Source organism: Pelagibius sp., from assembly GCF_965249265.1.
In the GTDB taxonomy this organism is placed as follows: Bacteria; Pseudomonadota; Alphaproteobacteria; order Kiloniellales; family Kiloniellaceae; genus Pelagibius.
The window spans coordinates 4,436,066-4,452,739 of record NZ_OZ252224.1; the positions used below are offsets into that span (position 1 = coordinate 4,436,066).

Sequence of the window (16,674 nt, forward strand, 5' to 3'; positions counted from 1 at the left end):
AACCCTAACGGTCTCAGTTTGAATCACAGAGACGAGAAACGATCTTCGTATGCAATCTAAGATTTTAGGATCAAGCACCGGTTGTGCTGGTTTGGGATGCTGGCGGGAACGGAGCGACCGCATTAGAGTGCGGCCAATTCTTTTCTCCCCTCATGCCTAGCTCTCCCTGAATCAAGAGATCCCGACAGTGGCACAGCCACCCGGCCTTCGTTCGCAAAAAGCTGGAAATTTGCGGCAACCGACCGGATGCTGCCCGACCACAAAGTAAACAATCCGAAGGGCACGGACCCGAAGGCACCCGAAAGACTCTAAGCGATCACCTGGAAGCCGGTGAGCGTCCCGAGGGGCTGGTGCTGCCTGAAGGGCCGATGGCCAATTTTTTTTGGCACCAGTCGCGCACCCGTCCAAAAAGTGCTGCGGATGCTCAACGCGGAGAACCTGATTTTCCGTTTCGAAGGGCGCGGCTACATCGTTGCCCGGCATAGCGGGCACCCCTGCCCCGATCCGCATGAACATCCAACAGTCCGAGTTGACACTGCCCCGGGACATCGACGGGGCGATGAAGTTGCGCTCATCATGGCAGCGTATCTACGGCAGGATCGGATACCCGGCCCGCGATCAGAGCAAGAAGGAACTAGATCCATACGTGCCGTCGTCTATGCCCGCTGTTACCCGTAAGGGGCACTTCTGGCTGCGTGACATAGGTGGCAGCCCAGCGCCAGATGGCTGAACGTTCGATCTCTGAGCAGCCGCGACAACCCGATCACCGCGAGAGCGTCGAAGAAGCGCATCGCCTTTGCTTCCCCGCCTCACAGGGCACAGCCAGCAAGCGCAGCTTCATCCGGCAAAAGGCCCAACCCTACACCACTTGGCGGGACAAGACAGCCATCGGCGATCGGCAGCGACGGCGCGCCTCCTGCTATCAGCCTCGTGATGCGGTTTTGTGCGCGATGCGACTCCACGGGCCCCCGATCGACGGCGCCGCACATCCAATGGATATTCACGATATCCCAACCGCCCGCCGGGCTGACCGTCCGACCGCTCCGCCGGGCTTGTTGAGCGACCGCGATTGCGGCCCCGATCCCACCGGCGAACACCGCGTTCGGCTGCAACACCGACACCCCCGCGGCCTCGAACTGACGAAACCGATCCTCCGACTGCTCCATCTGCCCGGCCCCGATCGGATGGATGTTGTCCCCTGCCAGCGCCGCCAGCGCGCATGGATCGTTACCATGCACAGGCTCCTCGAACCATGCCAGCCCCAGGTCCGCTGTCTGTTCTTGAAAGTCACGTGCAGCAAGCAGATCATAACCACAATTGGCGTCGACGATCAGATCTGCCCGGTCGCCGATCGCCGCCCGCACTGCACGCACCCTGTCCACATCCTCCGCAACACTGCGGTCCTTGGCGGCAACAAGCACCTTCACCCCGGCAGCACCGTCCTCTATCGCCTTCGCACAGGAAGCAGCCAGCGCTTCGGTATCGAGCGCTGGAAACCCGCAGGTCACGTGCACCGGCGCAGCGGCCCTACGCCCTCCGAGCAATGCTGCAAGTGGAATACCCATCGCCTTGGCGCGGAGATCATGCAACGCGATATCGAGCGCCGAAAGTGCCGAGATCACGACACCGGTCATGTGCCGCGGATTGAAGCGCCGCATCAGGATCGACACAAGGTCCGTATCAACCATTGGGTCACATCCGGCCAGCATTTCTGCGATCGAACCGTTCAGAAAGTGTGCTACTTCGGGCGCCAGGAACCTGCCGGTGTAGCCCTCGCCTTCGCACCCGTCCGACAGCCTTAATCGCAGCCGCACAAACACGAAGCTATCCTCACCTGCATAGGGTTCAGGGTCGTCGGCCGCGGCGGGTGGCCGGTGGACCCTAGCCTCGATAGCCGCAATGCCCACCATCAGCTTTCCGGCGCTGATCGCCGCCGGGCACGCATCTCACTTATCAAAGGTAGTGACATGGAGAGTAATGTCAGAGACAGGAAGATCAACACAATCGGCCGCTCAAGAAAACCGAACCAGGAATGATCGAAAATGATCAGCGACTGCTTGAGCGTTCCTTCTACAAGCTTGCCAAGGATCAGCCCCATGATAATCGGGGCCGCCGAAAATCCGAAGCGCTGCATGATGAAGCCCAGGACACCGGCGATGATCATGACCCAGATATCCAGCATCGCTTGTTCAAGAGCATAAGAACCAACACAGGCCAGGATGAACACTGCGGGCCAAAGGTACTCGATCGGGATCAGGGTGATGCGTGCAAAAACCTTGGCGCCGATGAACCCAAAAGCCGCGAAGGCGAAATTGGCGATCAGCATTGCCAGGAAGATTGAGTAAAGCAGTGTCGGCTGCTCGGTGAAGAGATGAGGTCCGGGGCGCAGCCCGTGCACCAAGAGTGCGCCAAGGATGATGGCCGTGGTTGCGCTGCCGGGGATCCCCAGCGCCAGCGTGGGCACCATCGCCGCACCGGTTGCAGCGTTGTTTGCAGCCTCGGGCCCCGCGATTCCCCGCAGATCACCTTTGCCGAACTGCGACTTGTCCTTGGCAAAGCGCTTTGCTTCGTTGTAGCCCATCATCGCTGCCACTGTGCCGCCTTCGGCCGGCAAAAGTCCAATGAACGATCCGATACCGCAAGACCGCGCAATAGTACTTAGACAGGTTTTGATGTCTTGGTATGTGGGTAGCATTACCGCGTCCAACGGCACTCTGAATCGCTTTTGATCCAGTTTGCCGGACTGCTTGATGAACTCCGCCCCTGCAAAGAGCCCGATCATCACCGGGATGAAGTGAATACCTTCCGACAAAGCCCAATTGCCGAAGGTGAAGCGCTCGACCCCGGTGGTGAAATCCATACCGACCGTTGCAATCAGAACACCGATGGCGCCACCGATAAGGTTCTTAAGCGCGCTTTCGCCGCTGATGGTGGCCAGCATCGACAGGCCGAACACCGCCAGCGCGAAGTATTCCGGCGGGCCGAAATTATAGGCGACACGCGATAGCAGCGGCGCGGCGACAATCAACACGATGACCGAAAAAATGCCGCCGATCACGCTTGAAACAGCCGCAAGACCCAAAGCCTTTCCGGCAAAGCCTTTCTGCGCCAGCGGATAGCCGTCGAAGGCCGTGGCCGCCGCCGGCGGTGCACCTGGCGCGTTCACCAGGATCGCTGTGATCGAGCCGCCGAAGGTTCCGGCGCAGTAAAGCGCAGACAGCAGAGCAATTGCGGCGACCGGTTCCATGGTGAGCGTGAACGGCAGCAGCAATGCCGTCGCCATGGTTGAACTCAGCCCAGGCATCGCCCCCACCAGGACGCCGCCAAGGGTTCCAAGGACCACGACACCCAGGAGATAGGGATCGGAGAACCCCGATAGCGCTGTAAGAAAAGCCTCCATCCGCGTTGTCGTCCTTACTCTGCCCGCCCCGTTCGATCAGCGCCGGCTTTCAGATAATTGAATCGATGAGATTTTCGATCACACCAGGTGGAAAATAGACTCCGAGCCCGACATCGAAGATCAGATAAACCGTCAGCGGGAAGGTCAGAGCATAAACGACAAGCTTTGCCGACAGCCTTTCTCCCCAGACAACAGGCATCACCAGGCAAAACAGCATCATCGCCGCCAAAGATCCAAGCGTTCCGAAAGCAGTGACGAAGGCGATCATAAGCGCCACCGTCATCAGCATGACGAGTTTCGGCGTACGCCGCGCCGGCTCGACCCGCCTGAATCCCAAAGCCATCATCAATACCGTCAGTGCAGCAATGATCGCCAGGACGAGCCTTGGAAAGGTTGCAGGCTGTACGTTCTGCGCAAGCGCCGCCGGCGCCTCTGCGATCCCCAGAGACACCCAATAGGTGCCCGCACAAAACGCCAACAGCACGGCACCGACCAGGAAGTCGCGCGGCAGACGGCCTGTTCCCACAGGCCGCCCGCTCTCCGTTTCCGCGCTCATCAGATCAGGCCGAGTTCCTTAAGAGCTGTCTCGCTCTCAACGAATATACGCTCGATATGGGCGTTCCACTCATCCATGCCGACGACCGAAGCCGAGGTCATGCCGCCGCTTTCAAGGTAGCTCTGATAGGCCGAGTGCTTCATTGCGCTGACGAGGCCGTCCTGAAGGATCTTCATACGATCCTCCGGCACCCCCGAAAGCGCGGCAAAGCCACGCACCGTGGAGGCGTAGGCCTCGACCCCCTGCTCGGCCGCTGTCGGCACGTCCGGAATCCCGGCAATGCGCTCTGCAGACAGCGCGACGACTGGTTTCAGATCGCCTGCGTCGAACTGGCTTTCCCCTTCGGCGTAGTTAAGGATCGCTACGTCGACATTGCCGCCCACCAAGCTGGTTACAATATCGCCCCCACCCTGGAACGGCACGATCGTATAGGGAACGTTGTCTGCCTTCTTGCAGAAATTGTGGATGCCGACATGGTCGGCTCCGCCAGCAAAGGTCGTGCCCCACTTGAGGCCACCATCGACCTCGGCGGAGGCACGGATCACGTCTTGCAGCGAACTAATCGGGCTTTTCGTGGGTACTGCAATCACCGTCGGATCGTCGGTCGCGCGGGCGATGCCGACGACCTGGTCGATGGTCAAAGGCACCTTCTTCTGAATAATCTGGAAGATGTGGCTCTGCGTGATGGTCAGAAAAGTGTAGCCATCACGTGCTTGTCCGTTGGCATACATCAACGCCGCTGCGCCGCTGCCCCCACGCTTGCTGACGACAACCATGTCCTGCTTAAAAATGCGGCGTGCGCGCAGCATCATCATCCTTGTCGTGATGTCCGTCCCGCCACCGGGTCCGGCATGGGTGACGACGTTCAGCGTCTTGCTGGGAAACGCCTCCTGAGCGAAAGCGGCATGGGGTAGGGATACACCGCCGACGACGCCGCCAGCTGCGGCGGCAAGGCCAAGGAAATCTCGGCGCGTGGGGTTCGATAAGTCCTTCATGTTTTCCTCCCTTAGTGAACGAACGGCCTTTGTTCTACGGGCCTTGTTTTGATCTGCGCGACATGGGCCGGCGGCTTTATTGCAATCCTAGCTCGACCTCGCGATATCGGTTTCGGGGCGCTCCTCTGCAACGGCGCCGTCAGAAAGCGTCTTCAGGAAGCGCGCGAGACCTGACTCGACGTGATGCGTCGCCGCATCCCGCGCCGCGCCCGGATCGCCCGCCGTGATGGCGGCCACGATGGCGGCATGTTCGTTGATCGACTGGGCGATGTTCATTGAAACGGAAAGCCCGCGGCGGCGGAAAAGGTGCATCTCCTTGACCAGCCCGTCGTAGGCACCCTTGGCCTTCGGATTCTGCGCACCCGCAAGAATCATGTCGTGAAAAGCAATGTTCAAATCGTAGTACGCCGGACGGTCGTCTCGGTCATAGGCCTTGCGCATGTCTTCGAGGTTTTTCTGCAACGCCGCGATCAGCGCTTCGTCACGGGTGCTGTCTCTGGCCATCCACCGCGCCACCGCTGCGCAACCCATGGCAAAGATTGCACCCCGAAGATCGTAGAGATTGCGGATATCGTCCACTGTGAGCCGATGCACGAAGGCGCCCCGGTTGGCGACCAGGACGATAAGACCTGAATCTGCAAGCGAGCGGATCGCCTCGCGCACCGTGCCGCGGCTTACCCCCATCAGGTTTGCCAGCACGACCTCATTGAGCTTCTGGCCGGGTTCGAGCTCGCCAGCGAGAATCCGGCGCTCGATCTCGGAGCGCACCTCTCCGGCAAGCGTCTCGCGCCTTGCGCCGATGGATGTGGGTGACGTTGTCATGACACCATAGAAAGCGCCGTTCCTTCTTTTTTGTCAACATTAACATTTATATTGTCAACATAATTGGCAATGCCTATTAATTGGGGAGCCCATACCGAGGCCGGAGAATGCTGATGACCAATCCGACGGCCGCAAACCAAGCGGAAGATGGCGTAGAGATGAAAGCAGTGCGGGATTCGCCCCGAACGCCACCGTCCAGCACGGCGCTCCAGAACATCCGGGTTCTTGATCTGACCCGCGTGCGCTCGGGACCGACCTGCGTGCGGCAGCTTGCCGATTGGGGTGCCGATGTCATCAAGATCGAAGCGCCGGCCGATAGCGCACAGCTGGGCGGTCCGCGCAGCGGACCCGACTTCCAGAATCTCCACCGCAACAAGCGGAGCCTGACGCTGAACCTGAAATCGCCCGCCGGTAACGCGGCGTTCCGACGGCTTGCCGACACCGCCGATGTGGTGGTCGAGAACTTCCGGCCCGGGGTAAAAAAACGCTTGTGCATCGACTACGACACGCTTGCGGCAAGCAATCCCGGCCTCGTCTACGCCTCGATTTCCGGGTTCGGCCAGGATGGACCCTACGCGGACCGCCCCGGCTTCGACCAGATTGCCCAGGGCATGGGTGGACTGATGTCGATCACCGGAAAGCCCGGCGAGGGACCGATGCGGGTGGGCATCCCAATCGCCGATCTCTGTGCGGGGCTTCTGGCGGCACAAGGTATTCTGCTTGCCCTGCTCGAGCGGGCGGTGTCCCAGCAAGGTCAGTGGGTTCAGACCTCTCTGCTACAGGCACAAGTCTTCATGCTGGACTTCCAGGGTGCGCGCTATCTTGTCGACAACGAGGTGCCGAAACAGGCCGGCAACAATCACCCGACCTCGATCCCGACGGGCGTGTTCCGTACCAGCGACGGCCATATGAACCTTGCGGTCGCAGGCGAAGAAATCTGGAAACGCTTCGCGAAAGCGCTGATGCGCGAAGACTGGACAACCGACGAACGCTTCAGGACCGCCGCCGCCCGGTCGGAAAACCGCGACGCCCTTGGCGCCGACATCGAGGCAATCACAGAGTCGAAGTCCACCGCCGAATGGATAGAGATCATGAACGCAGCAGGCGTTCCTGCGGGCGAAATCAACGACATCGGTCAGGTGTTTCGGGATCCGCAGGTCCACCACCTGGGCCTTGCCCAGCCGGTCACGAGCCATGAACGTGGCAACACCCATTTGATCGGCCAGCCGATCATTATGAGCCGGACGCCAAGCCGAATTACCGCCCCGCCGCCCAAGGCCGGCGACGACAACAACAGGATTCTTGCCGAACTCGGCTACACCGAGGATGACATAAAGAACATGAAGCGCGATGGCGCGATCTAAACGGGACAGACTTCCATGACCGACAAGATACTGACGGAACAAAACGGAGAGATCGCCCGGATCATCTTCAACCAGCCCGAAAAACGTAACGCGGTTTCCCTGGAGATGTGGGAAGCAGTCGAAAAGGCATTGAAAGCCTTCGCCGAGGACCCCGCGGTGCGCATTCTCATTCTCTCCGGCGCGGGCGGCAGGGCATTCGTGTCAGGCGCAGATATCTCAAAATTCGAAAGCGAGCGCGCCAGCGAAGAGGCCGTCACCCATTACAACACGACAACAAAGCGCGTCTACACTGCGGTCGAGGCGTTTCCGAAACCGACAATCGCGCAGATTGACGGATTCTGCGTCGGCGGCGGCGTCGCGCTGGCATTGTGTTGCGATCTTCGGATCTGCGGCGAAGGCTCGCAATTCGCCATTCCGGCAGCAAAGCTTGGCCTCGGCTACGGCTTTCCCGGGATCAACCGCCTGGTCAATGTCGTAGGCCCCGCTTTCGCGAAGGAGATCTTCTTCACCGCCCGTCGCTTCAACGCCGAGGAGGCCCGCATCATGGGCCTCGTCAACCGGATCGTACCGGACAACGCCGTGAAGCAGACTGCCGAGGAGACGGCGGCAATGATCGCTGCGAATGCCCCGATGACCGTCGGTTCGGTGAAGTTCATCGTCGGTGAGACGCTCAAGGACGAGAGTGCCCGCGATCTCGCCGCCTGCGAACAGCGGGTGAAGGGGTGTTTCGACAGCGCCGACTATATCGAGGGTCGCCGCGCTTTCATGGAAAAGCGCACGCCCCAGTTCGTGGGTTCATAATGGAATCCAAATCCCGGCGGATCGACGCCGACGCAGCGCGCGCCCATTTCGAAACCGCACTGGCCGAACACAGCCAGGAATTCGAAACCTTCTTTCTGGCCCGCTATCTGGGCCTGTCGTTCGAATATCTGCCAGAGGACGCAGCAGATGAAGAAAAAGAGGTTTGCCGCGTGACCTTCCCGGTCAGTGAAATGGTGATGAACCCGCAGGGCAGTCTGCACGGCGGCGCGATGGCCAGCGCGATGGATATCTCGATGGGCCATCTCGTCAAAAAAGTGGCCGGCGCCGGGGCGACGATCGAGCTGAAGATTCAATTCATGCGCCCGGTGCCCACCGGTCAGGCCACTTGCGAAGGCCGCTTCACCCGCCGGGGGCGTAGTATCTCCTTCATGGAAAGTCGTCTCTGGAGCGAAGATGGCAAGCTTGCCGCGCTTGCGACGGCAACGTGGAAAATGCCGTGACCGTAGTGCAGCAGGGTAAAGAGACAGTGGAAATCGAACCAGGCCTCATCGATGAGATTCGCAGCCGCTTTGCCCATGTGGACTGTTGCCCGTTCGACGGCCCGCGCGTTTTCTTCGAAAACGCCGGTGGCGCCCTTACCCTCAATGCCGTGGTTTCAAAGTCCGCCGAAATGGCCGCCATCCCGGACAATCAGGGACGGGACAACCCGGCATCCCACGCGCTTCAGTCGATCATCGACGAAGCCAAGCGCGAGACGCGGGTTTTCTTCAACGCGCCCGAGGGTCAGATCTTTGTGGGCGAGAGCGGAACCGAGCTGTTGTTCCGGCTGATCAGGGCCGCTTGCCTCGGCAGCCCTGAGGGTGGCCGGGTCGTCGGCAGCTCGCTGGAGCATCCGGCTACGCGCAGCGCCTGCGACCGCGGGACGCACCAAACCGGCAAGAACTATTTTGTCGCGCCCCATGACCCGGACAGCGGATCTGTAGAGCCGAAGGCTTACCTGCCCTACCTCACCCGCGACACCCGCGTCGCCACGATCCTGCATACCTCGCCCGTCACCGGAATGTCGGTGGACGTTGCCGCGATATCCGAAGCAATCCGGGCTGTCGCACCGGACTGCTTCATCATCGTCGATGGCATTCAGCACGCCGCCCACGGACGGCTGGATATCGACAGCTACGATATCGACAGCTATGTCATCTCCCCCTACAAAGTGTTCTCGCGTCATGGTTACGGGTTGGCCTGGATATCGGACCGGATGGCCGCCCTGCCCCACGACCACCTGCTGGACGCACCGGGCGCACCCTGGGAACTTGGCACGAGAGACACCGGCGCTTATGCGACGTTTTCGGAGGTCGTGCGCTATTTCGAATGGCTCGGTGGGCACTTCACCGCTTCCGCCGACCCGCGGGCGCGTATCCAGGCTGCCGGAGAAGCGATTCATACCCACGAGAAGCGGCTGACAGACGCGATGCTGTACGGCACCGGGAACCTTAAGGGACTGGCTGACATGCCGCGCGTTCAGATCATCGGCGGTGTCGACAATCCACGCCGCGAAGGCCTTGTCTCGATGGTTGTCGACGGAGAAGCTTCAGAAGATGTTGTGGCACGCCTGCGCGAGAACGGTATCCGGGTGCACACGCGCAAGGACGACCACTACTCCGGTAACATCCTGCGCCCACTGGGGCTTGCTTCCTGCATCAGGGTGTCGATGTGCCACTACAACACCGAACACGAGGTAGAGCAGTTCCTGGCCGCTATGCACGATATCGCCGATATGCCCGCCGCCAAGGGACACGATTGAGTCTCACTGGCAGACAATGCCGCACGGCCAGACCGCGGAGGTCGTTGCCGCACTGAAGGCCAAGAAACTCTCCAAGGCGCCCGAACTGGTGGAGAGCTATATCGCCGAGACTTTCCGCTTCAATGCTTTCCCTGACCAGCACTGGATCAAGCTGAAGACCAACAATTCACTCGAGCGCATCGTGAGAGAGATCCAGCGCCGGTCTCGCGTAGTCGGGATCTTCCCCGAGCGCCAATCAGCCCTCAACCTGGCTGCGGCCAAGTTGAGGTACATCGCCGACACCAAATGGTCCCTCAAGCGCTATATAAACATGGATTTACTCAAGCAGCATAGGGGAACCACCTGACCATATCAGCCAACAGCCGAAAAAGTGCGCAAGATTATGGACACTACCAAAACCCGGCACGAGATCGGGTGTTTATATCGGTCGCGGGGCCGTGCGGCGCCCACCCTTGGTGACCTGCCCCCTTTAACCGGTTCCAGATGTTGAGTTAGAGAGTTTTGGCATTGAACATCTCCAACCCCCGCAACACCCTCGGTCAAAACCGCTCATGCGGCTTTGACCGAGCCCAGGAAACCTTCGATCTCGCAGCGAAGCTTGTCGGCTTGGGTGGTGAGTTCCGAAGCCAGGGTCGTTACTTGATTCGCCGCCTGATTAGTTTCATCAGTTGCGGCATCGACGTCCGAGATGTTGTCGGTCACCTCTGAAGTGCCTTTGGAGGCCTCTTGCACATTCTTCGAAATCTCATGCGTGGCGGCGCCCTGTTCCTCCACGGCGCTCGAAATCGCCGTCGCGATTTCGGCTATTTGCTCAATGGTCCCGTTCACGGTCTGGATCGCAGTCACAGCCTGTCCAGTGGAACTTTGCATTGCCGCGATTTGCTGGCTGATCTCTTCGGTCGCCTTGGCGGTTTGGTTCGCCAAGGACTTGACCTCGCCGGCCACCACTGCAAAGCCTTTTCCGGCATCGCCGGCCCGCGCCGCCTCGATAGTGGCGTTGAGGGCCAGCAGGTTGGTCTGCTCGGCAATATCTTGGATCAGATTGACCACGGCGCCGATCTTGTCTGCTGCGTCGGCCAACGCCCCCATTGTCTCGCTGGTCCGGGTCGCCTCTTCTTTGGCTTGAAGAGAAACGTCGGTCGACTGGGTAACCTGGCGCCCAATCTCTGCAATTGCGCTGTGCAATTCCTCCGACGCTGCGGCGACTGTCTGAACATTCGACGATGCGGCGGCGGCAGCTTTCGCGGCAGAACTGGATCGCTGGCTTGTTTTGTCAGCCGTATTGGTCATTGCTTTGGCCGTATCGTCAAGTTGCGATGAAGCCGAAGCCACCGACTCAAGGACTTGGCCAACCACGGTATCGAAGTTGTCGATCATCGTCTGGATAGACCGTGCCCGCTTTTCCTGCGCTGCTCGCTGTTCGCTCTGTTCAGCTTCCAGCCGCTCACGCTCGATACTGTTTTCCTTGAACACGAGAACGGCCCGGGCGATGTCGCCAATCTCGTCCTTGTACTCCATGGAAGGGATTTCTTGGGTGGTGTCGCCCTTTGCGAGCGCCGTCATCACCTGGGTCATGTTCTGCAACGGCTGGCTGATGCTGCGGCCGATTAAAAGACCAAGAGCGACAGCACTTCCCAGAATCGCCAGTCCGAATGCCAAAAAGACAATGCGGACCAGACCGCGCGTCGATTCGAGCGAAGCCTCCGCTGAAGTCAGACCTTCGGCGGCAACGGTAAAGGTACGGTCGAAGTCGCCTTGCATGCGAGCAAAAATCTCGCTCAATACCGGAGCTTCACTTTGTAAGAGCAAATAACCTTCCGCCCAAGCATGAAAGCCCTTTTGATACTCGTCCATCAGGACCGATACTTCTTCCTTGAAGGCACGGGGCAGCGGCGCCGTGACAAGGAGGGCGTCGAACTCCTGGCGCCGTTCGTCGATACGGCCGATGTATTTCTCTGCACCGCGCAGCATGAAATCCTTCTCGTGGCGGCGCATCATCAGCATTTTGATAGTCAGCGCCTGAAGATTGGCTTCTTTGAGCTTGGTCTCGACCGCATGTACGGCCCCCCGAAGGGTGCCTTGAAGCCCACTCTTCTCATCAAGGCCAAGTCGCTCTTGAAGCGCAACAACCTTCCGAAACTGTTCGACATGGGCGGCGATACCATCTTGCAAGCGGGTCAGTTCTTCCTGAATAGGCGCGGCAACGTCCATGTTTGCCATCTCATTCAGCGAATCGAGGACTTTGGCTGTGTCCTGCTCATACTTCTCGGCGTACTTCAGATCGCGCCGGAGAAAGAAGTCTTTCTCGCGCCGCCGCATTTGCAGGGTGCCGTTCTCTAACTGTTGCGCAGACTGCGCCAGCCGCCCGTGCTGAGTTTGGGCGTCAAAGGCTCCCTGCATCGCGAAATCGCCAAACAAATACACGGCAGCCAAGATGGTGACCGAGGCGATGCTCAATATCGAAAGCATCAAAACCCGAAATGAGACTTTAAATTGGTTCAGCGTGTCCTGAAGACGTGAGACGATCATGGTTAAATCCTTGAACTCGAAGCAAAAAGCAGAGACCAGATATCGGTGTAAGCTGCTCTTCCATGTAGACCAGTCACAGACGAATAGACTAAATTTGCTAATGTAATATAAATTTATGCTAGTTAATTAGATTATTTTATTTGGCTATAAACCACCGGTGAGGACCATTTTGGGTTGACGCGCGGACAGCCGAGCAGCCGATGCGGCAAATACAGTCTCACTGCCAGTGCTGGGAGCGTGCGGAGCAGCTCGCGGGGACCTGAGCCACCGGCTCATCGCCCTACGTCAGCATCCAACCGAAGCTATCGAGCCAAATGAGTGATCCGCCCCGGCGCTGACCTTGATACTCATAGTGGCTCGATACATCTTCGCCGCGCAACAACGCTCTTTTGATCTACCAAAGACGATCCCACTCGTGCGGCACCGCGAGCTCACCTATACTCTCAAGAGTAAGAGAATCATCGGGGCTATCGCAGCCGGAGATCTGCGCCAACATTTGATTGGCGAGCTTTGGCTTACCGTTCGCGTGAACATGAGTGCCATAACTTGCGCCTTCGACGAGATTTCGAAAACGTCGATCACCACTTTCCGCATTCGACGCCACCTATTCGTCCTTTCTCCCGCTGGTTGCATGACCAGCATGTCCGGCGGTCGATCACGGCTGGAATACTCCTACCAGCGGACGACCGATCTGCGATCCGAAATTTGACAGTGGGGTTCCAACCACGAAGAACCGAATTGGGTCGACTTGAGCCGCTTGTGGTGGCCGGCGAGCGCGGCGATATCATCAAGACCATGCACCGGGCGATGACCGGACAGGGCCTCGCGCGCGATCCCCAAAGCTATGTGATCCATAGGGGCTTGGATACACAGCCACCGGCCGTCGGCAGGGTGGTGGGCAAGGGGCTGGCGGGCGACGAACTGACCGGCCGGCTGCACCTCGTCATCGACGGTGCGGACGGACGGATCCACTATGCCGAGATGACCGAGGCGGCCGGTGAGGGGATCACGGTCGGCAGCATTGTCGAAGTCGGCCGCGCCGAGGCCCCTCCCCGCCCCGCCGACCGCAACATCGCCGAGCAGGCCCGCGACAATGGCGGCCTCTACGAGAAGGCCAAGACCACGCCCGCGACGGCGCGGCGTGTCCAGCGTCTTCAGTCGCTCAAGCTCCCCTACGGCCATTTTCACAGCGGCGGGCTGCCACCAGCTCGCTGCAATTGCCGCCTGCTCGACCGGCAACGCCACCCGACCTTTCTGGCGGTTTGGCGACTCAGGACTTATCGGAGGGTGTCACAGTCGCCTCCTCGGCCGGAATCCGCAGCTTCATGCAGCCCACCGTCAAGATCAGCCCAATGATCCAGAACGTCCCGGCGACACCGGTGAACAGAACGACACCGCCGAACATGAGTGGTGTAACAACCTGCGTGAGACGGTTGCAGGACAGGCGGAACCCAAGCACCTCGCCCACCTTGTCAGGTGGTGAGAGATTGATCGTAGTCGTGATCGACAGGGGCTGTCCAAGTCCGAGCCCGAGCCCGATCGCCAGCGAGACCAGCGTGAGCGCGACAAGGCTTTCGGAAAACGGAATGGTCAGGAAGAAGATTCCGCTGAAGAGGATCGAGCACACGACGACCTTGTTCTTTCCGAACGTCTTGACCAGCGGAAGCAGAAAGACCCGCATGATCACACCGCCGCCATTTTGGATAGCGATGATAATGCCGACCCAGGACGCCGAGACGCCAAGTGCGTAGGCGTAGAGCGGGAAATAGGCGACATACATGTCCTTCGCCATGAGGATTAGCGAACTGATCAGAAAGGCCCGGCCCATGTAACGATGATAGCCGAATATCTTCAGCGGATTAGAGGACGAGGGAGTCGGGACATGGGTGACTTTTGTGATGCCGACGGGCGGGAGCGGCAGCAGAACGAAGAACGCGATCAGAACGATCAGGCCCAGGGTGAGGAACGCCCAGTCGTAGCCGATATAGTCACCCATGACGCCGCCAATCAGCGGGCCGAAGAAGCTGCCGAGCGCCATGCCCAGACTGAAGACAGCGACATTCTTTTCTCGCGACCAGGCGTCGTTCTCCATCCCGCCGATGTTCTTCTGCGCGGCGAGGATAAACACCGTCCAACCGCTGCCTGTGATGAGCTGCGAGAGATACATGCCTTCGCGGCTGGGAAAGACATGGGGTATTATCAGCCCGGCGCCGCCGATCACGGCACTCGCGAGCAGAATGTTACGCGTTCCGTGGGTGTCCATCCATTTGCCCACCGCCACAGCCATGAGCAGCGGGACGAACGAGTAAACCGCAACCAGCACGCCGATCTCTCCGGGACCGATCTCGAGCGTGATTGAGAAGAGCGGTACCAGCGGCCGCGTCCCCATCGTCCCCATTATGAAGAAGAACCCAGCGATTGCGACTAGCGGCCTTTTCCGGAGCCATTCCAGCGCACCGTTCACGGGTTTGCGGAGTTCGGCCGGGCGGTCTCTTTCCGACACCGGCTTACCGGCTGCCTTTTAAGGCAAAAAGAGTCGCTTCGCGTCTGAACTCTTCTGCAAACGGGTTTCGCCGCCCCATCTTACCAGTCCTGCTTGAGCTGCGTCATCCAGGGTCTTTGGCGGCAGGTTCCGCTGCGAAGAGAACCAGCTTCTCGCCCCCGTTTACGTTGCGTACCTGCTTCGCCCAAATCACGGCGTCTCTTTCCGATAAAGCGCTGCATTCCCGGTAGCGCTCCTGCCGATCAAACTGCCAAGGGCAGTTGGCCGGAGCGGAGGACGACGCGATGGCGGAACAAGATCCTGAGGTGACACACCGCCTGCGCGGGCGATAAGTGCTTGGACCGCAGCCGCACAAGTGCGCCCCTGACAGAGGCCCATGCCCGCACGAGTGGCCATCTTGACAACGTGGGCGGTCGCGCCGCCCCATTCGGCCGCGCGGGTAATCTCACCGGCGGTCACGTCCTCGCAGCGGCAGACGATCGTGTCGGCCTGACACAGCCCGTAGAGCCCCGGTTGCGGATTGGACCATTCTGCCAGGCCCTTGCGGAAACGCTGTAGCCGGGCGCGACGCCGTCGCGCCGCGGCCACTGGTGCCGGATCGCCAGGTACCGCACCGAGCCGGTCGGCAACAGCCTCAGCCGCGATGAGGCCCTGAGCGTCGGCCGATTCGACGCCTTCGATCCCTCCGCCGTCGCCCACCACGAACACGCCCGGCACGGTTGTTTCGAAGTGATCGTCCCGCTCCGGCACCCACCCGCCGTAAAGAGGAAGATAGCGATGCGCGCATCCCGCAAGCAGCGCGAGCTCGAGGTTCGGCCGGACCCCGAAGCCCAGGCCGACCGTCGACGCGGCGATGCGCCGCTCTTCGCCCGCCACCGGAGACCATGCGTTGTCGAGACGCGTGAGCAACACATGCTCGGCCCTGCCGTCGCCTTCAATCCTGCTGATCGCGTGACGGCGGAACAGCGGGATACCGTGCCGCTGGAGAGCACGCTCAAAGCGGATTCCCCGCGCCAACAGTCTCGGCGCTGTCGACATTGCCGCAAGCGTCCGCGGCCCTGGCGGACCGGCTGCGTCAACGACGGCGACCACCTCGGTCCCCGCATCAGCCAGCTGAGCGGCGACGAGACGGATCAGCGGGCCGGCACCGGCGATAACGACCGGACCCTTGGGCACCACCCCGGTGCCCTTGGCAAGCGCCTGAATAGCGCCCACGCCATAGACGCCCGGCAAGGTCCAGCCGGGGACCGGGATATGCACTTCAAGGGCGCCGGGCGCGAGGATCAATACGTCCGGTTCAAGCTCCTGATGGCTGCCGTCATGCGTGACCACCCAGAGCTTCCGGGGCGGGAACAGGGCCACCACTTCATGCACCGCGCGATGGTCGACAAGCGCCGAGCGAGCGTGCAGAGCGGCGCGGGCCTTTGTGCCAGCCGCGTCGGCAAGCGATCCAGGTCCTGCCCGCCAGGTCTGGCCTCCTGCATCCAGGTTATCGTCGACCAGCACAGACCGAACGCCACGCCGGGCAAGCCGCTGCACGGCCGAGAGCCCGGCCGGCCCAGCACCGACGACAACCACCTGCACCTGCGCCTGGGTCATACCCTGTCCTTCATGGCCATAGCGTCGATCTCCACCCGCATCCCGGCGCGCACTGGCGTTCGGCACGTGCGGATATTGCTGCGATCATCCACGGTTGCCACGCATTGGAAGCAGCTCCCCATGAAGCAGAACGGCCCACGAGGCTCGTGCAGACGGGCCGAACAGTGAAACGCGTCGATCCCGGTACTCAGCAAGGCCGCCGCCAGATTTTGCCCTTTATGAACGCTAATAGTAGTGTTATTTACTACTACGTCAATAAGCGGCGTATCGGTCTGCGTGGCCCGAAATCGCGGTTCGGTCATCGTCTGCTCTCCGGCTTTGATTGGATCGCCGTCATTATTTG

Annotated in this window: 15 protein-coding genes; 6 read left to right on the top strand and 9 right to left on the bottom strand. The window is 60.3% G+C overall.

What is annotated here, in order from left to right; translation table 11 throughout:
• Positions 1 to 809: 809 nt before the first annotated feature.
• The 5 genes from ACP146_RS20735 to ACP146_RS20755 form a co-directional block, all read right to left on the bottom strand.
• A complete protein-coding gene (locus ACP146_RS20735; protein ID WP_422368661.1) occupies positions 810 to 1,910 on the bottom strand; it encodes a mandelate racemase/muconate lactonizing enzyme family protein in 1,101 nt (366 codons plus the stop codon).
• The gene (locus ACP146_RS20740; protein ID WP_422368662.1) at positions 1,910 to 3,400 is read right to left on the bottom strand and encodes a tripartite tricarboxylate transporter permease; all 1,491 of its coding nucleotides are present in this window, start codon (positions 3,398 to 3,400) and stop codon (positions 1,910 to 1,912) included. Before ACP146_RS20740 ends, ACP146_RS20735 begins: the two co-directional genes overlap by 1 nt.
• Positions 3,401 to 3,449: 49 nt before the next feature.
• On the bottom strand, positions 3,450 to 3,956 hold the full coding sequence (locus ACP146_RS20745; protein ID WP_425032969.1) for a tripartite tricarboxylate transporter TctB family protein: 507 nt from the start codon (positions 3,954 to 3,956) through the stop codon (positions 3,450 to 3,452).
• Positions 3,956 to 4,951 carry a Bug family tripartite tricarboxylate transporter substrate binding protein gene (locus ACP146_RS20750; protein WP_422368664.1) on the bottom strand — a complete coding sequence of 332 codons (996 nt, stop codon included), beginning with the start codon at positions 4,949 to 4,951 and terminating at the stop codon, positions 3,956 to 3,958. The genes ACP146_RS20745 and ACP146_RS20750 overlap by 1 nt, the downstream gene beginning before the upstream one ends.
• An 87-nt stretch (positions 4,952 to 5,038) precedes the next feature.
• Positions 5,039 to 5,719 (bottom strand): GntR family transcriptional regulator, encoded by a 681-nt coding sequence (locus ACP146_RS20755; RefSeq protein ID WP_422368665.1) that lies wholly within the window; start codon positions 5,717 to 5,719, stop codon positions 5,039 to 5,041.
• A 167-nt stretch (positions 5,720 to 5,886) separates the two neighbouring features.
• Here ACP146_RS20755 and ACP146_RS20760 point away from each other — a divergent pair, with 167 nt between their 5' ends.
• Genes ACP146_RS20760 through ACP146_RS20780 form a run of 5 tightly spaced genes read left to right on the top strand, consistent with a single transcriptional unit; the run spans position 5,887 to position 10,046 of the window.
• Positions 5,887 to 7,137: a CaiB/BaiF CoA transferase family protein gene (locus tag ACP146_RS20760; RefSeq protein WP_422368666.1), complete on the top strand. Its 1,251-nt coding sequence runs from the start codon at positions 5,887 to 5,889 to the stop codon at positions 7,135 to 7,137.
• A 15-nt stretch (positions 7,138 to 7,152) separates the two neighbouring features.
• Positions 7,153 to 7,938 (top strand): enoyl-CoA hydratase, encoded by a 786-nt coding sequence (locus ACP146_RS20765; protein WP_422368667.1) that lies wholly within the window; start codon positions 7,153 to 7,155, stop codon positions 7,936 to 7,938.
• Complete coding sequence (locus ACP146_RS20770; RefSeq protein WP_422368668.1) at positions 7,938 to 8,399, top strand: PaaI family thioesterase; 462 nt, start codon at positions 7,938 to 7,940, stop codon at positions 8,397 to 8,399. The genes ACP146_RS20765 and ACP146_RS20770 overlap by 1 nt, the downstream gene beginning before the upstream one ends.
• Positions 8,396 to 9,700, top strand: coding sequence for an aminotransferase class V-fold PLP-dependent enzyme (locus tag ACP146_RS20775; protein ID WP_422368669.1), 1,305 nt, complete (start codon positions 8,396 to 8,398; stop codon positions 9,698 to 9,700). Before ACP146_RS20770 ends, ACP146_RS20775 begins: the two co-directional genes overlap by 4 nt.
• Positions 9,701 to 9,716: 16 nt before the next feature.
• Complete coding sequence (locus ACP146_RS20780; RefSeq protein ID WP_422368670.1) at positions 9,717 to 10,046, top strand: transposase; 330 nt, start codon at positions 9,717 to 9,719, stop codon at positions 10,044 to 10,046.
• A 203-nt stretch (positions 10,047 to 10,249) separates the two neighbouring features.
• Here ACP146_RS20780 and ACP146_RS20785 read toward each other — a convergent pair whose 3' ends face one another.
• Positions 10,250 to 12,229, bottom strand: coding sequence for a methyl-accepting chemotaxis protein (locus tag ACP146_RS20785; RefSeq protein WP_422368671.1), 1,980 nt, complete (start codon positions 12,227 to 12,229; stop codon positions 10,250 to 10,252).
• A gap of 738 nt (positions 12,230 to 12,967) precedes the next feature.
• Between ACP146_RS20785 and ACP146_RS20790 the strand changes: the two genes are divergently transcribed.
• A complete protein-coding gene (locus tag ACP146_RS20790; RefSeq protein WP_422368672.1) occupies positions 12,968 to 13,585 on the top strand; it encodes a DUF3363 domain-containing protein in 618 nt (205 codons plus the stop codon).
• Here ACP146_RS20790 and ACP146_RS20795 read toward each other — a convergent pair.
• From ACP146_RS20795 to ACP146_RS20805, 3 genes are all read right to left on the bottom strand, one after another.
• Positions 13,500 to 14,732 (bottom strand): MFS transporter, encoded by a 1,233-nt coding sequence (locus tag ACP146_RS20795; protein ID WP_422368673.1) that lies wholly within the window; start codon positions 14,730 to 14,732, stop codon positions 13,500 to 13,502. The two genes, ACP146_RS20790 and ACP146_RS20795, sit on opposite strands and share 86 nt — an antisense overlap.
• A gap of 189 nt (positions 14,733 to 14,921) precedes the next feature.
• On the bottom strand, positions 14,922 to 16,331 hold the full coding sequence (locus tag ACP146_RS20800; protein WP_422368674.1) for an NAD(P)/FAD-dependent oxidoreductase: 1,410 nt from the start codon (positions 16,329 to 16,331) through the stop codon (positions 14,922 to 14,924).
• The gene (locus tag ACP146_RS20805) at positions 16,328 to 16,633 is read right to left on the bottom strand and encodes a (2Fe-2S)-binding protein (RefSeq protein ID WP_422368675.1); all 306 of its coding nucleotides are present in this window, start codon (positions 16,631 to 16,633) and stop codon (positions 16,328 to 16,330) included. Before ACP146_RS20805 ends, ACP146_RS20800 begins: the two co-directional genes overlap by 4 nt.
• Positions 16,634 to 16,674 lie beyond the last annotated feature (41 nt).